We start from the raw sequence: 17,122 nt of genomic DNA on the forward strand, positions 1-17,122 counted from the left end.
ATCAGCGAGGCAGCCACCGAGACAACCTGTTTCGGCGAGACGTCCATGAACTGGATGTCGTCGCGCGACACCATGGTCGCTTCGCCAGCCACACGGGCGTTGACGAATTCGTTCGCCAGCATGCCCTTCTCGTCCACGGTCGCATTGGCCTGCGCGATGGAATAGATGCTCTCTTCCATGGCCGACAGGTAGACCACTTCATCGGTCTGCTTGCCGTTCACGACCTTGCGGTACGGGCTCTCGATGAAGCCNNCGCTGCATGTTCGAGCCCATGAGAGCGCGGTTCGCGTCGTCGTTTTCCAGGAACGGAATGAGCGCCGCAGCCACGGATACGATCTGCTTCGGCGACACGTCGACGAAATCGACCTGATCCGGCGGCACCATCTCGAAGTCGCCGTCGATACGGCAGTTTACGAGCTCGCCCTGAATCTCGCCTTCCGGGCTCACTTCCACATTCGCCTGCGCGATGCGGTAGCGGCTTTCTTCCATGGCCGAGAGATAGACGACCTCGTCGTCGAGCTTACCGCCCTTCACGCGCCGGTACGGGCTCTCGATGAAGCCGTACTTGTTGACGCGGGCATGAGTCGCCAGTGAGTTGATCAGGCCGATGTTCGGGCCTTCCGGCGTTTCAATCGGACAGATCCGACCATAATGGGTCGGGTGCACGTCGCGCACTTCAAAGCCGGCACGTTCGCGGGTCAGACCACCTGGGCCAAGCGCTGACAGGCGGCGCTTGTGGGTGATTTCCGACAGCGGGTTGGTCTGGTCCATGAACTGCGACAGCTGCGAGGAGCCGAAGAATTCACGCACCGAAGCCACAACCGGTTTCGCATTGATCAGGTCATGCGGCATGACCGTATCGATATCGACAGAACCCATACGCTCCTTGATCGCGCGCTCCATGCGCACGAGGCCGATGCGGTAATTGTTTTCCATCAGCTCGCCGACCGAACGGACACGACGGTTGCCGAGGTTATCAATGTCGTCGACTTCGCCCTTGCCGTCCTTCAGGTCGAGGATGACCTTCATGACACCCAGAATGTCGTCATGGCGCAGCACGCGCATGTCGTCAGGAGCGGCCTCATAGCCGGGCACGCCCACATTCAGGCGCATGTTCATTTTCACGCGGCCAACAGCCGAGAGATCATAACGCTCCGGATCGAAGAAGAGCTGGCCGAACAGGGCGTCAGCGGCGTCCTGGGTTGGTGGCTCACCTGGGCGCATCACGCGATAGATGTCCGACAGGGCTTCAAAACGGGTTTCGTTCTTGTCGGCCTTCAGCGTATTGCGCAGCCAAGGGCCACGGCCGGACGCATCAATGTCGAGCACTTCGATCGTGCTGATGCCGTAATCGCGCATTTCCGCGATGATTTCTTCTTCCAGCATGTCGCCAGCTTCGCCGAAGATCTCACCGGTTTCGGTGTTCACAACATCACGCGCCAGGAACTTGCCGACCAGAGCGTCGGACGGCACGAGGATCTCGTCTGTATTGGCTTCCGCGATCCGCTTGGCCTTCAGGGCGGTGATCTTCTTGCCAGCTTCGGCAACGGATTTGCCGGTCTTGGCATCAACAAGGTCGTATTCGGGCTTCACACCCTTCCACGCATCGGCGCGGAAACCGGTGATCCAGCCAGCCTTGTCCATGCGATAGATGGAGTTGGTGTAGAACAGGTCGAGGATCTGCTCGGTGTCATAGCCGAGCGCATACAGCATCGTCGTCGCCGGCAGCTTGCGCTTGCGGTCGATACGGATGTTCAGCACGTCCTTGGCATCGAACTCGAAGTCGAGCCACGAACCACGGTAAGGAATGATGCGGGCTGCGAACAGCAGCTTGCCGGAGGCGTGGGTCTTGCCCTTGTCATGATCGAAGAACACGCCCGGAGAGCGGTGCATCTGCGAGACGATCACACGCTCGGTGCCGTTCACCACAAACGTACCCTTGTCAGTCATCAACGGGATGTCGCCGAGATAGCATTCCTGCTCTTTGACTTCCTTGACCGAGCGGGCGCCGGTGTCCTCGTCGACATCGAACACGACGAGCTGGAGGCGAACCTTCAGCGGCGCCTGATAGGTCAGGTCGCGCTGGACGCACTCTTCCACGTCGAATTTCGGCGTTTCAAATTCGTAAGAGACATATTCCAGCGTCGCGCGCTCGGAAAAGTCGGAGATCGGGAACACAGACTTGAACACGCCGCCCAGGCCATCATCCGTCCGCTTGTCGGCGGGGGTGTGCATCTGGAGGAAGTGTTCGTAGCTTTCGCGCTGAACCTCGATCAGGTTTGGCATTTCGATGGCTTCGGGAATGCGCCCGAAGGATTTGCGGATACGTTTCTTTTCCGTGAAGGAGAGTGCCATCCCAGGATCCCATTTTTTGTGTCGTCAGCCACCGGGCTGACAACTATATCGCCAGAACGCGAGTTCGCGGCGGCCTCAAAATGAAACCGCCGCGCAAGTCTTGATAGGGCAACGCCTCGCGCGAACGCCGCCCGGATTTGAAGTCGCCGGAGCTTACTTGAGCTCGACTGTTGCGCCGGCTTCTTCGAACTTCTTCTTGAGCTCTTCAGCTTCTGCTTTCGGAGCGCCTTCCTTGACAGCTTTTGGAGCAGCTTCAACGAGCTCCTTGGCTTCTTTCAGGCCGAGGGACGGCTGAACTTCGCGGACAAGCTTGATCACGTTGATCTTCTTGTCGCCAGCGGAGGTCAGAACCACGTCGAACTCGTCTTTTTCTTCTGCAGCAGCAGCGCCGCCCGCATCACCAGCAGCGGCTGCAACAGCAACCGGAGCAGCGGCGGAAACGCCCCACTTGTCTTCGAGCAGTTTCGCCAGCTCAGCCGCTTCGAGAACGGTAAGAGCGGAGAGGTCTTCGACAATCTTTTCGAGATCTGCCATTTTTCTAATTCCTGTTTGGTTCGGTGTTTGTAGTCTTTAAAGTGCGAAAACGGGTAGCTTATGCGGCATCCTTGGAGCCGTAGGCCGCCACCACGCGAGCGAGCTGGCCAGCCGGAGCCTGAACGACGCCTGCAACTTTCGTTGCCGGTGCCTGCAGGAGGCCAATAAGCTTGCCACGAAGTTGGTCGAGAGAAGGCAGTTTCGCGAGGCTTTCAACGCCTTTGGCATCGAGAACCTGATCGCCCATCACCGCGCCGAGGATTACGAGTTTGTCGTTTTCCCTGGCAAACTCGTCAGTGGCTTTCGCCGCCGACACCGGATCGGGAGAGTAAGCAATCGCCACAGGACCTGAGAACAGTTCCTGGGCAGCATCGCCGCCTTGTCCGTCTAGAGCGATTTTCGCCAGACGGTTCTTGACCACCTTAAGCTGTGCGCCATCCTTACGGAGCATGCCGCGCAACTTGGTCATTTCCGCAACGGTAAGACCGGTATAGTGCGTCACGACGACAGCACCGGACTCGCCGAAAACCCCTTTGAGGGTTTCGAGAGCCACTGTTTTTCCAGCTTTATCCATAGCGGGTCTCCAGTTTGAGGCGCCCGGACCATCCGGCCGCCCTGGTAATCGCCTTCTGGCCTTGCAGCCTTCCAGCGCCTGCCCAGGGATTGGCCTGCCCGGTTTTTTAACTCAGGGCGCTAACCCCTTGTATCCGAACCGTTTATACGCCTCACCCCGTCTGCATAGGTGACAGAAGACTGTCTTTATCCCCCTGAAAAGAGGGGCCTATGGTCTAGGACAGGAAAACGGGAGGTCCCCGATGCATATCAGAGAACTCCCGTCAAGAGCGGGTTGTTAACGCTTCTTGTGGAAACCCGCAACCCCCCATTGTGATAAAAAGTCAAGGGCGGGCTGGAAAGCCAATCGCGGCCTGCGGGAACAGCCCGATAATATGCCGGCGGGCAAACCGGGCCCGCATTCGGATCGCTGCAATTCCTTCATCACGAATCAGGATTTCGCGCAAGCGAGCATTGCCTATCCGACGAACTCCCAACCCTCCGTCTCAATCAAATCAATCGCTTGCGAAATAGTTCGCCAATCTCATCCCCCTCGTCTGAGGCTGGGCGATACTGCACCGCATGGAAACGCATCCCGACCCTATCCCCACGGCCGCTGAGCCGGACCGGCTTGAAGCCGTCGCGCTGGAGATCGCCGCCAAGATGGTGGCCGCGCTGACAAGGCTTGCGGGCAACGGCCTCGCGCTCGCCCGGCGCGGCATGCAGGACTTGCCCTTCGTGGAAGACTTGCTGCGCCGCGTGATCTATCTCATGGCCCTGCGGCTGGATGCGCCCGCCCCGGCGCCTGCGGCAATCCCGAAGCGCCCGGCCGCCTCCGCCCCCTCTGCCGAGATGGAACGCGAACCGCGCGCGCCCCGCTTCCGCCTGATCGAACCGGAACAGGACCGCGATCCGCGCCGCCTGCTCACCCCGGCTGAATGCCCGCGCGTAACGCTGATGGATGACACGGCGCAGCCCTTCATTCCGCCCATCCAGGCGGCCCCCAAGCCCCCGCGCCCAAGGCCCGGTTTCGAAGATCGTTATCTCCGCCGGACCCAGGCGCTCGCCGATGCCCTTGCCAACCTCGACACTTATGCGATGCGCATGGCCCACTGGATGGCCCGGCAGGCATCGAATGGCGCAAAGCGGTTGAGCCCCCTCGCCGCCGCGCCCGCGCCGGAACATGCTGAGATCGCAAAGACGGAGCCAGCCGTGCCGGTCCTGTCCGATCTCTACCTCCTCGTCCTGATGGCGCTTGGCTCGGATACGAGCTGACCCCCACACTCATCGCCAGTCCTGACCAAACGCCCCGGTCCCACCGGCGGCGGCGCATCTGCTGCGGGTTCACCCTCCCCCCGTGTGCAAGTGTCGCGTTCGCATCCTGGAAAGGGCGCGCTATAGCCGCGCCCCATGCCTGCGCTGTTCAGACATCTCCGCCTCCTTGCGCTTCACCGATGTCGAGGCGCGCCTGATCGGCTTTGACCTTGATGCAGGCATGCGCCGGGGATGCGACCATGGGGGCTATTTGTATCCCAAACGAAAAAGCCCGGCGCATCGCTGCGCCGGGCTTTACTGTGTTCTCTCTCTCAATCCGATGTCGGACTTAAGCCGTCTGGTTGGCCTCGGCCGTGTCGATCGTGACGCCAGCGCCCATTGTGGACGACAGGGTGATCTTGCGAACGAACTGGCCTTTGGCGCCCGATGGGCGTGCCTTGGTCAGGGCATCAAGGAAGGCTTTGACATTGGTTTCGATGTCGCCTTCGGAGAAGCTGGACTTGCCGATACCGGCATGGATGATCCCGGCCTTCTCGACGCGGAACTCGACCGAGCCGGACTTGGCGTCCTTGACGGCCTGCGCCACGTTTGGCGTGACCGTGCCGACTTTCGGGTTCGGCATCAGGCCGCGGGGCCCGAGCACCTTACCGAGACGACCGACAACGGCCATCATGTCTGGCGATGCGATGACGCGATCAAAGTCCATGAAGCCGCCCTGGATTTTTTCCATCAGGTCTTCAGCGCCGACGAAATCGGCTCCGGCTTCCTTGGCTTCGTCCGCCTTGGCGTCCTTTGCGAACACGGCGACGCGAACGTCCTTGCCGGTGCCCGATGGCAGGTTGACCACACCGCGGACCATCTGGTCTGCATATTTCGGGTCAACGCCGAGATTCACGGCGATCTCGACGGTCTCGTCGAATTTCGCTTTCGCATTCGATTTCACCAGAGCAACAGCTTCGGTGATCGTGTAGGCCTTGTCGGCATCCACGGATTCGATGATTGCGCGGGTACGCTTTCCTGGTTTCGCCATGATGCTTACTCCGTCACTTCGATGCCCATTGCGCGGGCGGAACCGGCAATGATTTTCGAGGCTGCGTCGAGGTCGTTTGCGTTCAGGTCTTCCATCTTCATTTCCGCGATCTCGCGAACCTGAGCCATGGTGACCTTGCCGACCGTCTCATAGCCGGGCTTGTTGGCGCCGGAAGCAGGCTTCTTGCCGAGCTTCAGCTTGGCAGCCTTCTTCAGCAGCACAGTGGCCGGTGGAGACTTCACGATGAAAGTGAAGGACTTGTCCTGATAATAGGAGATCACGACGGGAACGGGCAGGCCCTGTTCCATGCTCTGTGTCTTGGCGTTGAACGCCTTACAGAATTCCATGATGTTGATTCCGCGCTGACCGAGCGCCGGGCCGACTGGCGGCGACGGGTTGGCTTGGCCGGCAGGAATCTGGAGCTTGAGGTGCCCCAGGAGTTTCTTAGCCATATTGTCCTCTCGAACGTTTCAGATGGGGCGGTGGTCTTTCGATCCGCCCGGTTACTTTGGAGGTTCGTGGTCTGGCCGGGCTAACGGCCTCCCACGGAAGTGGGGCGTATGGCTGAAAGTGCAGGGAATTGCAACTCCCCAGCTGAATCGCTGCACCTCAGCCTGCGCGGCTAATCCTGCGCAATCTTCTTCCTCATCATCACGTCGATCTGCACGTCGTCCCCCAGGCGGAAACTGTGGCGGCCAAAGGGCTCGAAGCCCTGATGCGCGTAAAAGGCGATGGCCTTCTGGTTGTGTTCCCAGACGCCCAGCCAGACCCAGTTCACACCGGCCTCCTGCGCCGCCTCCAGCGCGGTGGCCATCAGGCGCTTTCCGATGCCCCTGCCCTGAAAGGCACGGGTCGCATAGATGCGCTCGATTTCCATCGCGTTTTCGAGGTCCTGCTCGGTCTGGGCAGGCCCGGTGTTCAGCTTCAGATATCCCGCAATGTCAGAGCCGGTCCGGGCAAAATAGAAGCGGGAATGCGGGTTTTCATACTCTGCCCTGACCTTGTCCATGTCGAAGGCGACGGACGTATAGGCGGAAATATCCTGCGGGGCGTTCTGGCTTGAAAACGTGTCGAGGAAAGTGGCCTCGGCCAGATCCCGCAAAACAGGCAGGTCTTCGGGCCCTACCGGGCAAATTCTCATCAGGTCAGTCATGCTGAAGGGCTGCCAGATCACCGGCAGAGTTCAAGTCCTTTTTCCCGCCGGCGTCGCAAACAACAGTCGGCAGGTCGCGCCAATGCGCACGCGGCCATCGGCCTGAACAAAGGGCGCAATCGCCGCCGCATGGGCTGCGTTCACAGCCGCCTCACCCGAGGCGTCCATGGCCTTCGCCGCCACACCGGAGGAGCCGATCCCGCGCACGGCCAGGGCCTCGCTTTCATATTCCCACGGGCTGGACACATCCACGACCTCCAGCGGCGTCAGCCCTGCCTCGGCTGCGAACGCCCGCAGCCTGGCTTCGTCCGACAGCGCAAACGGTCCGGGCGCGCCCGGTGGCGGAGGCGGCAGGAGCTGTTTCAGGGCGCCGACAATCGCGGCCGCCTCCATGCCGTCCGGCTCGCCCCAGGTCATGATGACCACAGTGCCCGAAGGCGCCGTCACGCGCCGTGCTTGGGCCAGCGCCGCGCCGGGATTTCCGGCATATTGGAAAGAGTTGAAGCCGACGACCACATCGAAGCTGTCATCCCCGAATGGCAGGTCTTCCAGGTCGCCTGTCTGGAAAGCGCCCTGCGGGACACGGTCGCGGGCAATCTGGAGCAGCAAGTCCGAGGCATCAATTCCCGTCACCTGCGCGCCGCGATCCGCCGCCAGCGCCGCAGCCATGCCGGATCCGCACCCGGCATCAAGATAGCGCGTGCCTGCCCCGACCGCTGCGTGCTCAAGCGCGGCAACGTATCCGGCGCGGAATCCACCCTCCTGCAAATCGGCCCAGTCACGCGCCCGCATACCCCACAAACGGCCATTGGCCCCGGCCGTCCTGGGCGTGTTGGTTGCTGTCATCTGTTCCCCCCGGTCCTGCGCGGTTAACTGGCGCGCGTTCATCCCGCTGTCAGAACACCACGGATGGCGGAGTTATCACACCCCCGGAATCAAAAAGGCCGCCTCCTTTCGGAGACGGCCAATCTGATACAACTGGAAAAGTCCTGACGGACTATTCAGCGGTGATCGTGTCGACGGCGGTCTTGCCGCTGCGCTTGTCAACGGCGGTCGTGAAGGAAACCTTCTGACCTTCGGACAGGGCGCGCATGCCAGCGCGCTCAAGCGCCGTGGCGTGCACGAACACGTCGGTGCCGCCATCGTCTGGCTGGATGAAGCCGAAGCCTTTTTGGTCGTTGTAGAATTTTACGGTGCCACTTGTCATGAAACACTCCTGAATAGATGCGGTCCTGCAACATGCGGGTCCGCGGGAACACGAATTTTGTATGGGAGGTCTCTGAAGGAGTGGCAGGGCAAGCCCGTTCACTCAATGCCTGATCGTCCGGCGAAAAGTCGAATTCCCCATATAACGGGTATTTCCACCAATACAACCGCGCGTCTCCACCCGCGACTGTTTAAAACACGCAAAAGCCCGGCAGCACAGGGCAACCGGGCTCTCGAAATTCTGGTCGGCCGACCGACTACATCAGCGCATAACCCCGCGCATTGATATAACGCTTCAGCTCTTCGGCCCGGCGCAGTGGATCCGGGTGGGTGGACATGAACTCGGCCGGGCGCTGGCCTTCCGACTGCGCGGCCATCAATTCCCACAAGCGCACGGATTCGCGGGTGTCATAGCCGGCATTGTGCATGTAATCGACGCCCAGCTTGTCAGCCTCCAGCTCATGCCGGCGGCTATAGGGCAGGATCACGCCGAATTGCATGGCCGCGCCACCGAGAGCGCCGATGGCCGTGCCATACTTGCTGAGCTCTTCTGACTGCGCGACGGCGATCTGACCCGCCATCAGGCCAACTTGCGCTGCGGTCGAAACCGACAGGCGCTCTGCAGCATGGCGACCGACCACGTGGCCGGTCTCATGGCCCAGAACGGACGACAGCTGGTCGTCATTCTCGGTCAGTTCGGTAATGCCGCGATAAATGCCGACGCGGTTGCCAGGCATCACGAACGCGTTGACGTCATCGGTGTCGAACACCGCCACGTCCCAATTAGCGTTCGGGTCGATATGACCCGCCTTCACTGCGCCATCAGACGTACGCTCCCAGATGCTCAGCACCTGGTTTTTCAGGCGCGAGTTCGAGACAACGGGCGTCTGCGATTTCATGTCGGTCCAGGCCGTTGCGGCCATGCTGGCCACCTGCTCTTCCCCGAACAGGATCAGCTGGCTGGATCCGGTCGCCGGGTTTGTGGTGCAGCTGGAAATGAAGGGGAATACGGTGCCTGCGGCAATACCGGTAATCAGCGCGCGGCGCGACAGGCGCACCTGCGGTGCTCCGGCCAGAACTTCGCTATCAAATTCAACTAGATCGGCCATCTCATTCTCCCTATCGCCTCGAGCCAGAGGTTACCCCTGCACCCTCAAAAAGCAATCGCACCCCTGCACGATTGGTTCCCAACTTGAACGATTACGGCTGAATAGGTCCTGAATGGGCGGTTGCCTAGGCGTCCTCGTCCACCGTGTCGCCTGCCAGGATCGCCGCTTGCTGCACCCAGCCCTCACGTGTGATCCGACCGGAGAAATTGAGCTCATGATCCACCCATGTGACGTTTTCAGGCGTCCAGGCAGCGATCTGGTCATAGTGCCAGATGCCCATACTGTTCAGCACTTCCTGAATCTTCGGCCCCACACCGCCAATGATGGTCAAATCATCCGGCGTGTTGGCAACGGGCTTGTCGAGCGCCATCGGCTGTACGCCTGCGGGCCCCTCTTCTGCGGTCTCGTCGGACCCGGAGTCGTCATTCGCCTCTTCCGTGTCCGCTTCGACGAAATCCGCCTCGTCTTCGGGCGCGGACTCACTCTCGGCCACGCCCAGTTCGGCGGCGTTGTCTGACGCTTCGTCTTCCTCATCGGTCAGTTCGAGCGCTGCCAGGATAGCCCGGCTGGCCTCATCTGCGCGGTCGATATCGGTCTCTTCGTCTGACCCGTCGGCGGGCACTTCATCATCTGCATCGACCTCGGCAGTCTCTGCATAGTCTTCAGTCAGTTCGTCCTCGACGGGCGTCAGTTCTGTATCGTCGAACGCTGCCTCTGCCTCAGCAGGCGCCTCATCGGCGAACCGGTCAACAATCTCGAAAGCAGGTACATCCGGTTCAGCGTCAGGATCAGCGGCCAGCTCGGCTGGCGCTTCCGGCTCCTGTTCAGCCTCAAACTCAATCGCCTCTTCGATGTCATCTTCGGCATCTTCCGCGAGTTCTTCGGCAAAGTCGGCTTCGTCACTTGGCTCGGCTTCAGGCTCGGCAAGCTCAACCTCCGGCTCGTTTTCAGCTTCGCCATCAAAGTCCGGCACGGATTCCAGTTCAGATTCGGGCTCGGTCTCCGGCAAGTCCGGAAGAGGCTCCGGCGTGATGGCCGCTTCGGCAACCGCATCGGCCTCAATGCCCTCTTCCTCGGCGTCTTGGTCGCCTTCGAAATAGGCAAGGCGGCCTTCCAGAAAACGATTGCGCCAGCGCAGGCGGGCCAGTTCTTCTTCCGCCTCACCATTGCCGTTACGCCCGCTTGGCGTAGCTGCCGGGGCTTTCACCTTGGCGAGTTCATCTTCCAGCGCTTCGACGCGCTGCTTCAGGAAATTCTGTTGCCATTCTGCCTTGGCCGCATCGGCGTCGCTGGTCTCGCCAGTCGCCATCGCAGCAGGTGCCGCCTCCGCAGGGGATGCGCCAGCGGCTTCGCTGCCCCCCTCGCCGATCATGGCTTCCAGATGGCGTACACGGCTTTCGAGGTGACGGTTGCGCCAAACCAGCGCCGGGTTCGGATCGGTCGCGCCGCCAACAGCAGCAAGCGTGCCCACAGCGCCAGCTCCTGCCGCACCCGCAGCCTTTGCGCCGCTCACCAGCGCCTCGTCGGCTTTCGCCTTCAGCGCTTCCAGCTCGCTCTTGGCGCGGCTCAATTCATCACTCATGCGCTGGAATTTCACATTCTGCTCGGCCTGAGCCTCACGCGCATTCGTATTGCCCACAGGCTGACCACGCTGGGCCGCATACAGGCTTTCAATCTCTTCCTTGGCCTGTTCGAGTTCGGTCTGGGTAACATCGCGCTCGACCATTGCGCGCCGCATTTTTCCAACCAGCATCATGCCGCGAATGGACCAACCCAGCAGCAAACCGAATACGGCAACCCCTGCCAGCGCCGCCCACATATGTGCCAATAGCCACGCCATCATTCGCTCCGTTCTCGAACCTTGAACCCAATCCGGCGATTCTTCGCCCGACCGTCTTCTGTGTCATTACTCTGCACAGCCTCGTCGGGACCATACCCAATTACAGTCAGCCGAGAAGGAGAAAATCCGGCCGAAACCATATAATCCCGCACAGCCAGCGCCCGTGCCTCGCTGAGGGCAATATTTGCCTCCCGCTCGCCCGTGGAGTCGGTATGGCCGCCCACTTCAAACACCAGATCTCGCGCACACCGCTCAGATACGGTCATGACCTTGTCCAGCGTCAGGCCGCTTTCACGGCTAATGTTTGCCAGGCCGGTCTCGAAATACACCTTGTTGGTCTCCATCACCGCGTCAAAGGCCTGCTGGCAGGCCGCAACCGGGTCTGCCTGAAAGTCGATGTCGCGAATCTCGTCCACATCTACCTGCACCGTATCGGCGAAGACTGTGACAGGATAAGGGCCACCAAGATTGGCCATATCCTGCTGGAGGTAGGCAATCGTGGACCCTGACGCCTCGCCCTCGAAACTGAGACCGGTTTCCTCTGGCTCGAACGCCATTTCGCCGGACCGGAACTTGGCAAAATGCGGCAAGCCCACGCGCACGCCGTTCAGCCAGCCCGGATGAGGCTCGCCAGCGACCTCCATCTCGTCACGTACGGTGCGCGCATAATATTGCTTGGCGATCGTCAGGATTTCCTCGCGCTCGGCTTCGCTGGCGACCTTGCCGGACAGCACCAGTTCGCCGTCGCCATGCGCCGCGCTCCACAAGGCCGGGCCGCGCAGGAAAGGCTCTCCCCGGAACGGGGCGGTCACATTGGCGATGTCGGCCGAAACCCGCGCGCGGGTCGCAGTCTCCATAGAGACCCCGCGCAACCGGACGCGCGTGTCATGCAGGCGGGCTTCGCCTGTATCGAGTTCAGCCAGGCTGTCCAATGCGAGCCGGGCCATGCCCTGCCAGTAAGCGGCTGGCGCGCCATTGGCCAGCTGCATACGGTCTTCAACCGCGCCATCGCCAGCATGCGAACCGGCATAGTCCAGAAGGTCAGCGCGAATGGTACGCGAGGGCACATGCCCCATCAGGATATAGTCGCCTGCACCAGTCTTGATGGCGCGCCAGACATAGGGGGTCACCGGCGGCGCAGTGCCCACCCCACTCTCGACCATGGTCACTCCGCCAAGGACGATCCCGCCTGACCCGCTGGATGTCAGCACGGTTTCAGCTGCTGCTTCTATGGCATCCATGGAGGGGGCCTTGCCGGTCAGCTCGGCGCGTTGGCCATGCATGCGCACGCCTGCCCAGTCAAAGCCCTGCTCGGCCAGCGCCGCATTGGCGTTGGCCTCCAGCCGCGCTTGGAGGTTTACAGGCGTGTTCGCTGACTGGTACACGGCCCACCAGCCCGTGCAGATCAAGCCAACAAGGGCCACAAATCCAAAAAGGTAGTCGAGCAGTCTCATAGAGGCCCCGCGACCTCCTCCATTGCTAATCCCCTGATAATCAGGGATGCCCTATTCAGCATGTCCTCGCAAGAGTTACCCCGCAGAGTCAGAGACGCCGAATCCCCAGCATGACCCGCCAGATTGAGACGATCAGCAGCGCATCAAACCCGCTCATCAAGTCCTTGAAAAGTCTTGAAAGAAAGAAAGGCCGAGCCGAAACGGGCCTGTTTCTCGCAGAAGGCGCGCGCCTGATTGGCCAGGGGCTTGCAAACGGTTGGAAGGCGGACTCGCTGATTGTCGCGGCAAGCATGGCAGATCGGCCACACCTCGCGGAATTGATCCGTCAGGCAGAGACTTCCGGCGCGCGGGTCGTGCTGGCCGCCGACAAACTGATGTCGCGTATCACTCACAAGGATAATGCGCAGAGCGTGGTCGCGGCGTTCCACCAGCGCCATCTCGGCCTTGATGCCCTGCCGCAGGACAGCAATGGCCTGTTTGTCGCCCTTTATGAAGTGCGCGATCCCGGCAATTTGGGCACAATCCTGCGCACGGCCGACTGCGCGGGCATTTCCGGCGTGATCCTGATCGAAACCTGTTGTGATCCTTACAGTTTCGAGGCCGTGCGCGCCTCCATGGGCTCGATCTTCGACATGCCCTTTGCGACCGCCTCGTTCGACCAGTTCAACGCCTGGCGCAAAAGGCTTGGCCTGACTATGAGCGCCGCGTCGGTCAATGGCACGGCCCGCCATGACCGCACCGATTTCACCTCCAGCTCTGTCATCATCATGGGCAATGAGCAATCCGGCCTGCCGCCTGAAGCCGAAACCGCCTGCGACCAGCTCTGCCTGATCCCGATGCGGGGCGGCGCCGACAGCCTCAATCTCGCCCAGGCCACCGCCATCATGACCTATGAAGCGTGGCGCCAGAGGGATTTCAAATGAAGACCGAAACCCGCCTCCTGATCGCCGACGACTGGAAAGACTACGCCCTGCTCGACAGTGGCCACTTGCAGAAGCTTGAGCGCTTCGGCAGCCAGACCGTCATCCGGCCCGATCCCCAAGCTTTCTGGGAGCCAGCCCGCCCCTTGGAAAGTTGGCGCGCCGATGCGCAGTTTTCTGCGAAGTCGCAAGATGATGACGGCGCGGGCAATTGGGAAGTGCTGTCTCCCAAGGCGCTCGACAGCTGGCCGATGCAATGGAATGGCCTGACCTTCGAGGCGCGCCGTGCTGCCTTCCGGCATATGGGCGTGTTCCAGGAACATTCGGTTCACTGGCGCTTCGCGCAGGAGAAGATCCGCGCAGCCGGCCGTCCGATCAAGGTGCTGAACCTGTTCGGTTATACCGGCATGATGTCGCTCGCCTGCGCAGCCGCGGGCGCCGAAGTGGTTCATCTGGATGCCAGCCCGAAATCAAACGGCTATGGCAAGGACAATCAGGCGATGAGTGGCCTGCAGGATCGGTCCATTCGCTGGATCGCCGATGACGCCATGAAGTTTACCGCCCGCGAGGTCCGGCGTGGCAACGAATATGACGCCATCATCCTGGACCCGCCGAAATTCGGACGCGGCCCAAAGAATGAAACCTGGCGGTTCGAGGAAAACTTGCCCGAATTGCTGGACGTCGTGAAGCAGCTGCTGAGTGACCGGCCCCTGTTTGTGATCCTGACGGCCTATGCCGTGCGCTTGTCTTATCTGGCCCTGTCACAGGCGCTGGCTGACCGGCTCTCCCCGCTGGGCGGCGTGATGGAGACCGGCGAGATGGCCCTGCCCCAGCAAGGTTCAGACCGGCTCTTGCCGACAGCCATCTATGCACGCTGGCACGCGGGCGCCTGACCGCACGCCTCTTTCTGCGCAGCCAGACAAAACAGCCCTTAGCCCGGTTCGGGTGAAGCGCTAAGCGCTGTCACCGCACCCGTTAAAACAAAAACGGCGGCTCCGAAAAGCCGCCGTTCCTGTTTCTGTTACGTCGTCAGACTTAGAAGTCGAACGTCGCACCCATGAAGATGTAGCGACCAAGAGCGTCGTACACTTGTGGGTAGGTGTTACCGTTACCCGGCGCCGTACCGACAACCGAGGAAAGCGGTGGATCTTCGTCCAGGACGTTGTTCACGCCGAGACGCAGGGACATGTAGTCCGTCGCGTTCCAGGAACCGGAAAGATCGAAGTAGTTCTGGGCATCCAGAACACCGTTGATGGTGCCATCGTCACCACCTGCGATTTCGACTTCCGAGAAGTGGCGCCACGTACCGGTGACACTGAACAGGCCTTCGGCATCGGCCCAGGTCATGGAAGCCTTGTGGCGGTATTCTGGCGAAGCACCGTTGGCAACTTCCGTACCACCACCGGAGGCACAGCTGCCGCCGTAGTAGCCGACACAGTCGAAGATATCAGCGCCGGTGGAGTTCGGCAGTGGCTTGGTCTCGAGAGATTCAAGCATCGTACCGACATAGTCGAAGTCGATTCCGCCGCGAGCATCCAGGTCCAGAGCGTAGCTGGCCAGAAGGTCGAAGCCGGAGGTCGAAAGCGAACCGGTGTTGATGTTGGTTGCAACGATGTAGCCGGTCTGACCCGCCCACAGTGTGCCGCCATTGCCGCGATTGACGAGCGAACAGAAGAACGTGTCGCCGGTTTCAAGGCAGGTATCGAGTGCCAGTTCCTGTGGAACCGTACCCACGAGGTCTTCAACAGTGATGTCGAAGTAGTCGAGGGAAACTGTCAGGCCCGGGATCATCGACGGCGTGGCCACGAAACCAATCGTGTACGTATCAGCCGTTTCTGGTTCCAGGTCTGGGTTACCACCGGTCAGCGTGTTGAACTGGCCAGCTGGGTTATCCGCGATGCTGCCGTACTGGGCAGCGGTCACGCCAGTGTTTGCACACTGTGCAGCCGTTGCGGTTGGCGTCGTGCCGGCACATGGATCGTAGATGCCGTTTGAACCTTGAGTCAGGTCGAACAGGCCGATGGACTGTGTCGAGAAGAGTTCGAAGATGTTCGCAGCACGCACGGCGCGCTGGAATGAACCGCGGAAGCGGATGTCTTCAACCGGAGCGTACTCAACACCGATCTTGTAAGCGTCAGAAGACACGGCGTCATAGTTCGACCGGCGATAAGCAAGGTCGACACCCAGGGACTCAACACCCTCATAACCTTCGATCAGTGGTGCGTTGACCTCTGCGAAGTAGTCATAGACTTCCTGCGAACCAGCGATTGGGTTCGTAGGTCCACCCTGACCAGCACCGTCGCCGGACTGGAAGTTGCTGTCTGGGTTGGAGTCGAGGCTATCACGACGATATTCCACACCGAAGGCAACCTTGATGCCTTCTTCAGCCATCGGAGACACGACGCCATAGTCGGCGAGGTCTGCGAAGGTCTTGGCAGTCACAACCGTCTGCTTGACGTCGCCATCCCTGAACAGCGGGTTGACGATGTAGTTCACAGCAGCGTCGCTTGGGCCGGCACCTGAGAAGATGTCGTAAGGAGCACAAGCCGCGTCGTCATTGTTCGGATCGGCATCGGCATTGACCGCACAGACAATGTTGCCCGTTCCGTCATCAACAGCGTAGAGCGCTTTGGACAGTTTCGAGATCGACAGGTCGTTATTGTAGACTTCCGAACGGTGCACGTTGGCGTACACAGCAGAGATGTCATAACCCCATGGCGAGTCGCCAATGGTGCCCTGCAGGCCGATCACACCACGATAGGTCGTGTGACGGATGTCGTTGTTGCGGTTTCCGCCTTCGACGTTCCGGCGAAGGAACAGGACGTCGCCGATACCGGCAATGTCATCACCCGCTGCACCGCGCGACGTACAGATAAAGTCGACCTGTTGTGCGCTCAGGAATGGGTTGTCACAGTTGATGCCGCCATTTCCGCCGGTCACACCGTAACCAAACACACCAGACGGCGCGATTTGGGAATTGGTCTGGTTGTCCATGAACATGAATTCGCCATATGCGTTCACATATGGGTTGATGTCATAGTTCGCGAACGTACCGAAGGAGTAGCGCTCGTTCGGACGCTGGAAGTGGTTGTACGGGTTGTAGTTGAACGTGTCAGAGACAAAGTTCCGCTCAACGAACTCGTCCGTGGTCGGGTCAACGCGAGCCCACAGACCGGTCGGCAGGTTGGAGCCGAGGTCCAGAATGTTGGTGAACTGGTTCGTGGACGAACCGGCACATGTGAAGTCGTTACCACCATTGGTGGTGGACAGGGCACACTGCGAATAGTCGCGGTTAGCCTGAAGAACTTCCTTGGTGTTCTGGAAGCTGGCGAAGCCCATGACGTGACCGCGGCCATTGTCCAGCTTGCCACCGAACGCTGCGGTGATGTCAACGGACTCACCATCAGACGTCGAGCCATCCGGAACCGTGAACTGGGAAGGGTTGTCAGCTGCGAAGCCACCCAGGATGTCCTGGATGTAGCTGTTGGAATTGTCGTGCTGGTAGAAGGAGTAGTTACCTTCCAGGCGAACACCTTCGAAATCCGTGTCGAGCACGAAGTTCACAACACCGGAAACAGCGTCAGAACCGTAGGTTGCGGACGCACCACCGGTCAGGATGTCAACTTTCTTCACCATTGCGGCTGGGCTGAAGTTGATGTCCGGAGCAGCCGTGTTCAGCGAGCCGTATGGCAGG

General features: G+C 60.5%; 15 protein-coding genes and 1 pseudogene. 3 read left to right on the top strand and 13 right to left on the bottom strand.

The genetic code is table 11. The features are described from left to right. From B4F73_RS06050 to rplJ, 4 genes and pseudogenes are all read right to left on the bottom strand, one after another. The coding region (locus B4F73_RS06050) for a hypothetical protein (protein WP_290482741.1) at positions 1-197 on the bottom strand (197 nt) is incomplete at its 3' end. Positions 198-228: 31 nt separating this feature from the next. Next, a pseudogene (gene rpoB / locus B4F73_RS06055) lies at positions 229-2,355 on the bottom strand (DNA-directed RNA polymerase subunit beta); the annotation flags it as partial. Between the two features lie 153 nt (positions 2,356-2,508). Further along, positions 2,509-2,889: a 50S ribosomal protein L7/L12 gene (gene rplL, locus B4F73_RS06060; RefSeq protein WP_034812531.1), complete on the bottom strand. Its 381-nt coding sequence runs from the start codon at positions 2,887-2,889 to the stop codon at positions 2,509-2,511. A 58-nt stretch (positions 2,890-2,947) separates the two neighbouring features. Then, positions 2,948-3,463: a 50S ribosomal protein L10 gene (rplJ, locus tag B4F73_RS06065; protein ID WP_034812533.1), complete on the bottom strand. Its 516-nt coding sequence runs from the start codon at positions 3,461-3,463 to the stop codon at positions 2,948-2,950. Between the two features lie 560 nt (positions 3,464-4,023). Between rplJ and B4F73_RS06070 the strand changes: the two genes are divergently transcribed. Next, positions 4,024-4,716 carry a hypothetical protein gene (locus B4F73_RS06070; protein ID WP_290482743.1) on the top strand — a complete coding sequence of 231 codons (693 nt, stop codon included), beginning with the start codon at positions 4,024-4,026 and terminating at the stop codon, positions 4,714-4,716. A gap of 328 nt (positions 4,717-5,044) precedes the next feature. Here the strand turns inward: B4F73_RS06070 and rplA are convergent, their stop codons facing one another. The 8 genes from rplA to B4F73_RS06110 form a co-directional block, all read right to left on the bottom strand. Continuing rightward, positions 5,045-5,746: a 50S ribosomal protein L1 gene (gene rplA, locus B4F73_RS06075; protein ID WP_206992481.1), complete on the bottom strand. Its 702-nt coding sequence runs from the start codon at positions 5,744-5,746 to the stop codon at positions 5,045-5,047. Between the two features lie 5 nt (positions 5,747-5,751). Then, complete coding sequence (gene rplK / locus B4F73_RS06080; protein ID WP_034812546.1) at positions 5,752-6,198, bottom strand: 50S ribosomal protein L11; 447 nt, start codon at positions 6,196-6,198, stop codon at positions 5,752-5,754. A gap of 170 nt (positions 6,199-6,368) precedes the next feature. Then, positions 6,369-6,899: a GNAT family N-acetyltransferase gene (locus B4F73_RS06085; protein ID WP_290478509.1), complete on the bottom strand. Its 531-nt coding sequence runs from the start codon at positions 6,897-6,899 to the stop codon at positions 6,369-6,371. A 30-nt stretch (positions 6,900-6,929) separates the two neighbouring features. Then, on the bottom strand, positions 6,930-7,745 hold the full coding sequence (locus B4F73_RS06090; RefSeq protein ID WP_290482744.1) for a class I SAM-dependent methyltransferase: 816 nt from the start codon (positions 7,743-7,745) through the stop codon (positions 6,930-6,932). Positions 7,746-7,896: 151 nt separating this feature from the next. Then, positions 7,897-8,106, bottom strand: a complete 210-nt coding sequence (locus B4F73_RS06095; protein WP_034812549.1) for a cold-shock protein — start codon at positions 8,104-8,106, stop codon at positions 7,897-7,899. A gap of 256 nt (positions 8,107-8,362) precedes the next feature. Next, positions 8,363-9,214 carry a M48 family metallopeptidase gene (locus B4F73_RS06100; protein WP_290478511.1) on the bottom strand — a complete coding sequence of 284 codons (852 nt, stop codon included), beginning with the start codon at positions 9,212-9,214 and terminating at the stop codon, positions 8,363-8,365. A 124-nt stretch (positions 9,215-9,338) separates the two neighbouring features. Beyond that, complete coding sequence (locus B4F73_RS06105; RefSeq protein ID WP_290482745.1) at positions 9,339-11,054, bottom strand: hypothetical protein; 1,716 nt, start codon at positions 11,052-11,054, stop codon at positions 9,339-9,341. Then, positions 11,054-12,508, bottom strand: a complete 1,455-nt coding sequence (locus tag B4F73_RS06110) for an OmpA family protein (RefSeq protein WP_290482746.1) — start codon at positions 12,506-12,508, stop codon at positions 11,054-11,056. The genes B4F73_RS06105 and B4F73_RS06110 overlap by 1 nt, the downstream gene beginning before the upstream one ends. Positions 12,509-12,618: 110 nt before the next feature. On the opposite strand from B4F73_RS06110, the gene B4F73_RS06115 reads away from it, so the two are divergent. Continuing rightward, positions 12,619-13,431, top strand: a complete 813-nt coding sequence (locus B4F73_RS06115) for a TrmH family RNA methyltransferase (RefSeq protein WP_290482747.1) — start codon at positions 12,619-12,621, stop codon at positions 13,429-13,431. Further along, complete coding sequence (locus B4F73_RS06120) at positions 13,428-14,321, top strand: class I SAM-dependent methyltransferase (RefSeq protein WP_206992475.1); 894 nt, start codon at positions 13,428-13,430, stop codon at positions 14,319-14,321. The genes B4F73_RS06115 and B4F73_RS06120 overlap by 4 nt, the downstream gene beginning before the upstream one ends. A gap of 142 nt (positions 14,322-14,463) precedes the next feature. Here the strand turns inward: B4F73_RS06120 and B4F73_RS06125 are convergent. After that, the coding region (locus B4F73_RS06125) for a TonB-dependent receptor (RefSeq protein WP_290482748.1) at positions 14,464-17,122 on the bottom strand (2,659 nt) is incomplete at its 5' end.

This window comes from Hyphomonas sp. UBA3601 (assembly GCF_002375605.1).
GTDB lineage: Bacteria > Pseudomonadota > Alphaproteobacteria > Caulobacterales > Hyphomonadaceae > Hyphomonas.

Bases quoted from the DNA above. Each gene is read 5' to 3' on its own strand.
- rplL (WP_034812531.1), bottom strand. From the start codon at position 2,889: ATGGCAGATCTCGAAAAGATTGTCGAAGACCTCTCCGCTCTTACCGTT.
- rplJ (WP_034812533.1), bottom strand. From the start codon at position 3,463: ATGGATAAAGCTGGAAAAACAGTGGCTCTCGAAACCCTCAAAGGGGTT.
- B4F73_RS06070 (WP_290482743.1), top strand. From the start codon at position 4,024: ATGGAAACGCATCCCGACCCTATCCCCACGGCCGCTGAGCCGGACCGG.
- rplA (WP_206992481.1), bottom strand. From the start codon at position 5,746: ATGGCGAAACCAGGAAAGCGTACCCGCGCAATCATCGAATCCGTGGAT.
- rplK (WP_034812546.1), bottom strand. From the start codon at position 6,198: ATGGCTAAGAAACTCCTGGGGCACCTCAAGCTCCAGATTCCTGCCGGC.
- B4F73_RS06085 (WP_290478509.1), bottom strand. From the start codon at position 6,899: ATGACTGACCTGATGAGAATTTGCCCGGTAGGGCCCGAAGACCTGCCT.
- B4F73_RS06090 (WP_290482744.1), bottom strand. From the start codon at position 7,745: ATGACAGCAACCAACACGCCCAGGACGGCCGGGGCCAATGGCCGTTTG.
- B4F73_RS06095 (WP_034812549.1), bottom strand. From the start codon at position 8,106: ATGACAAGTGGCACCGTAAAATTCTACAACGACCAAAAAGGCTTCGGC.
- B4F73_RS06100 (WP_290478511.1), bottom strand. From the start codon at position 9,214: ATGGCCGATCTAGTTGAATTTGATAGCGAAGTTCTGGCCGGAGCACCG.
- B4F73_RS06105 (WP_290482745.1), bottom strand. From the start codon at position 11,054: ATGGCGTGGCTATTGGCACATATGTGGGCGGCGCTGGCAGGGGTTGCC.
- B4F73_RS06110 (WP_290482746.1), bottom strand. From the start codon at position 12,508: ATGAGACTGCTCGACTACCTTTTTGGATTTGTGGCCCTTGTTGGCTTG.
- B4F73_RS06115 (WP_290482747.1), top strand. From the start codon at position 12,619: ATGACCCGCCAGATTGAGACGATCAGCAGCGCATCAAACCCGCTCATC.
- B4F73_RS06120 (WP_206992475.1), top strand. From the start codon at position 13,428: ATGAAGACCGAAACCCGCCTCCTGATCGCCGACGACTGGAAAGACTAC.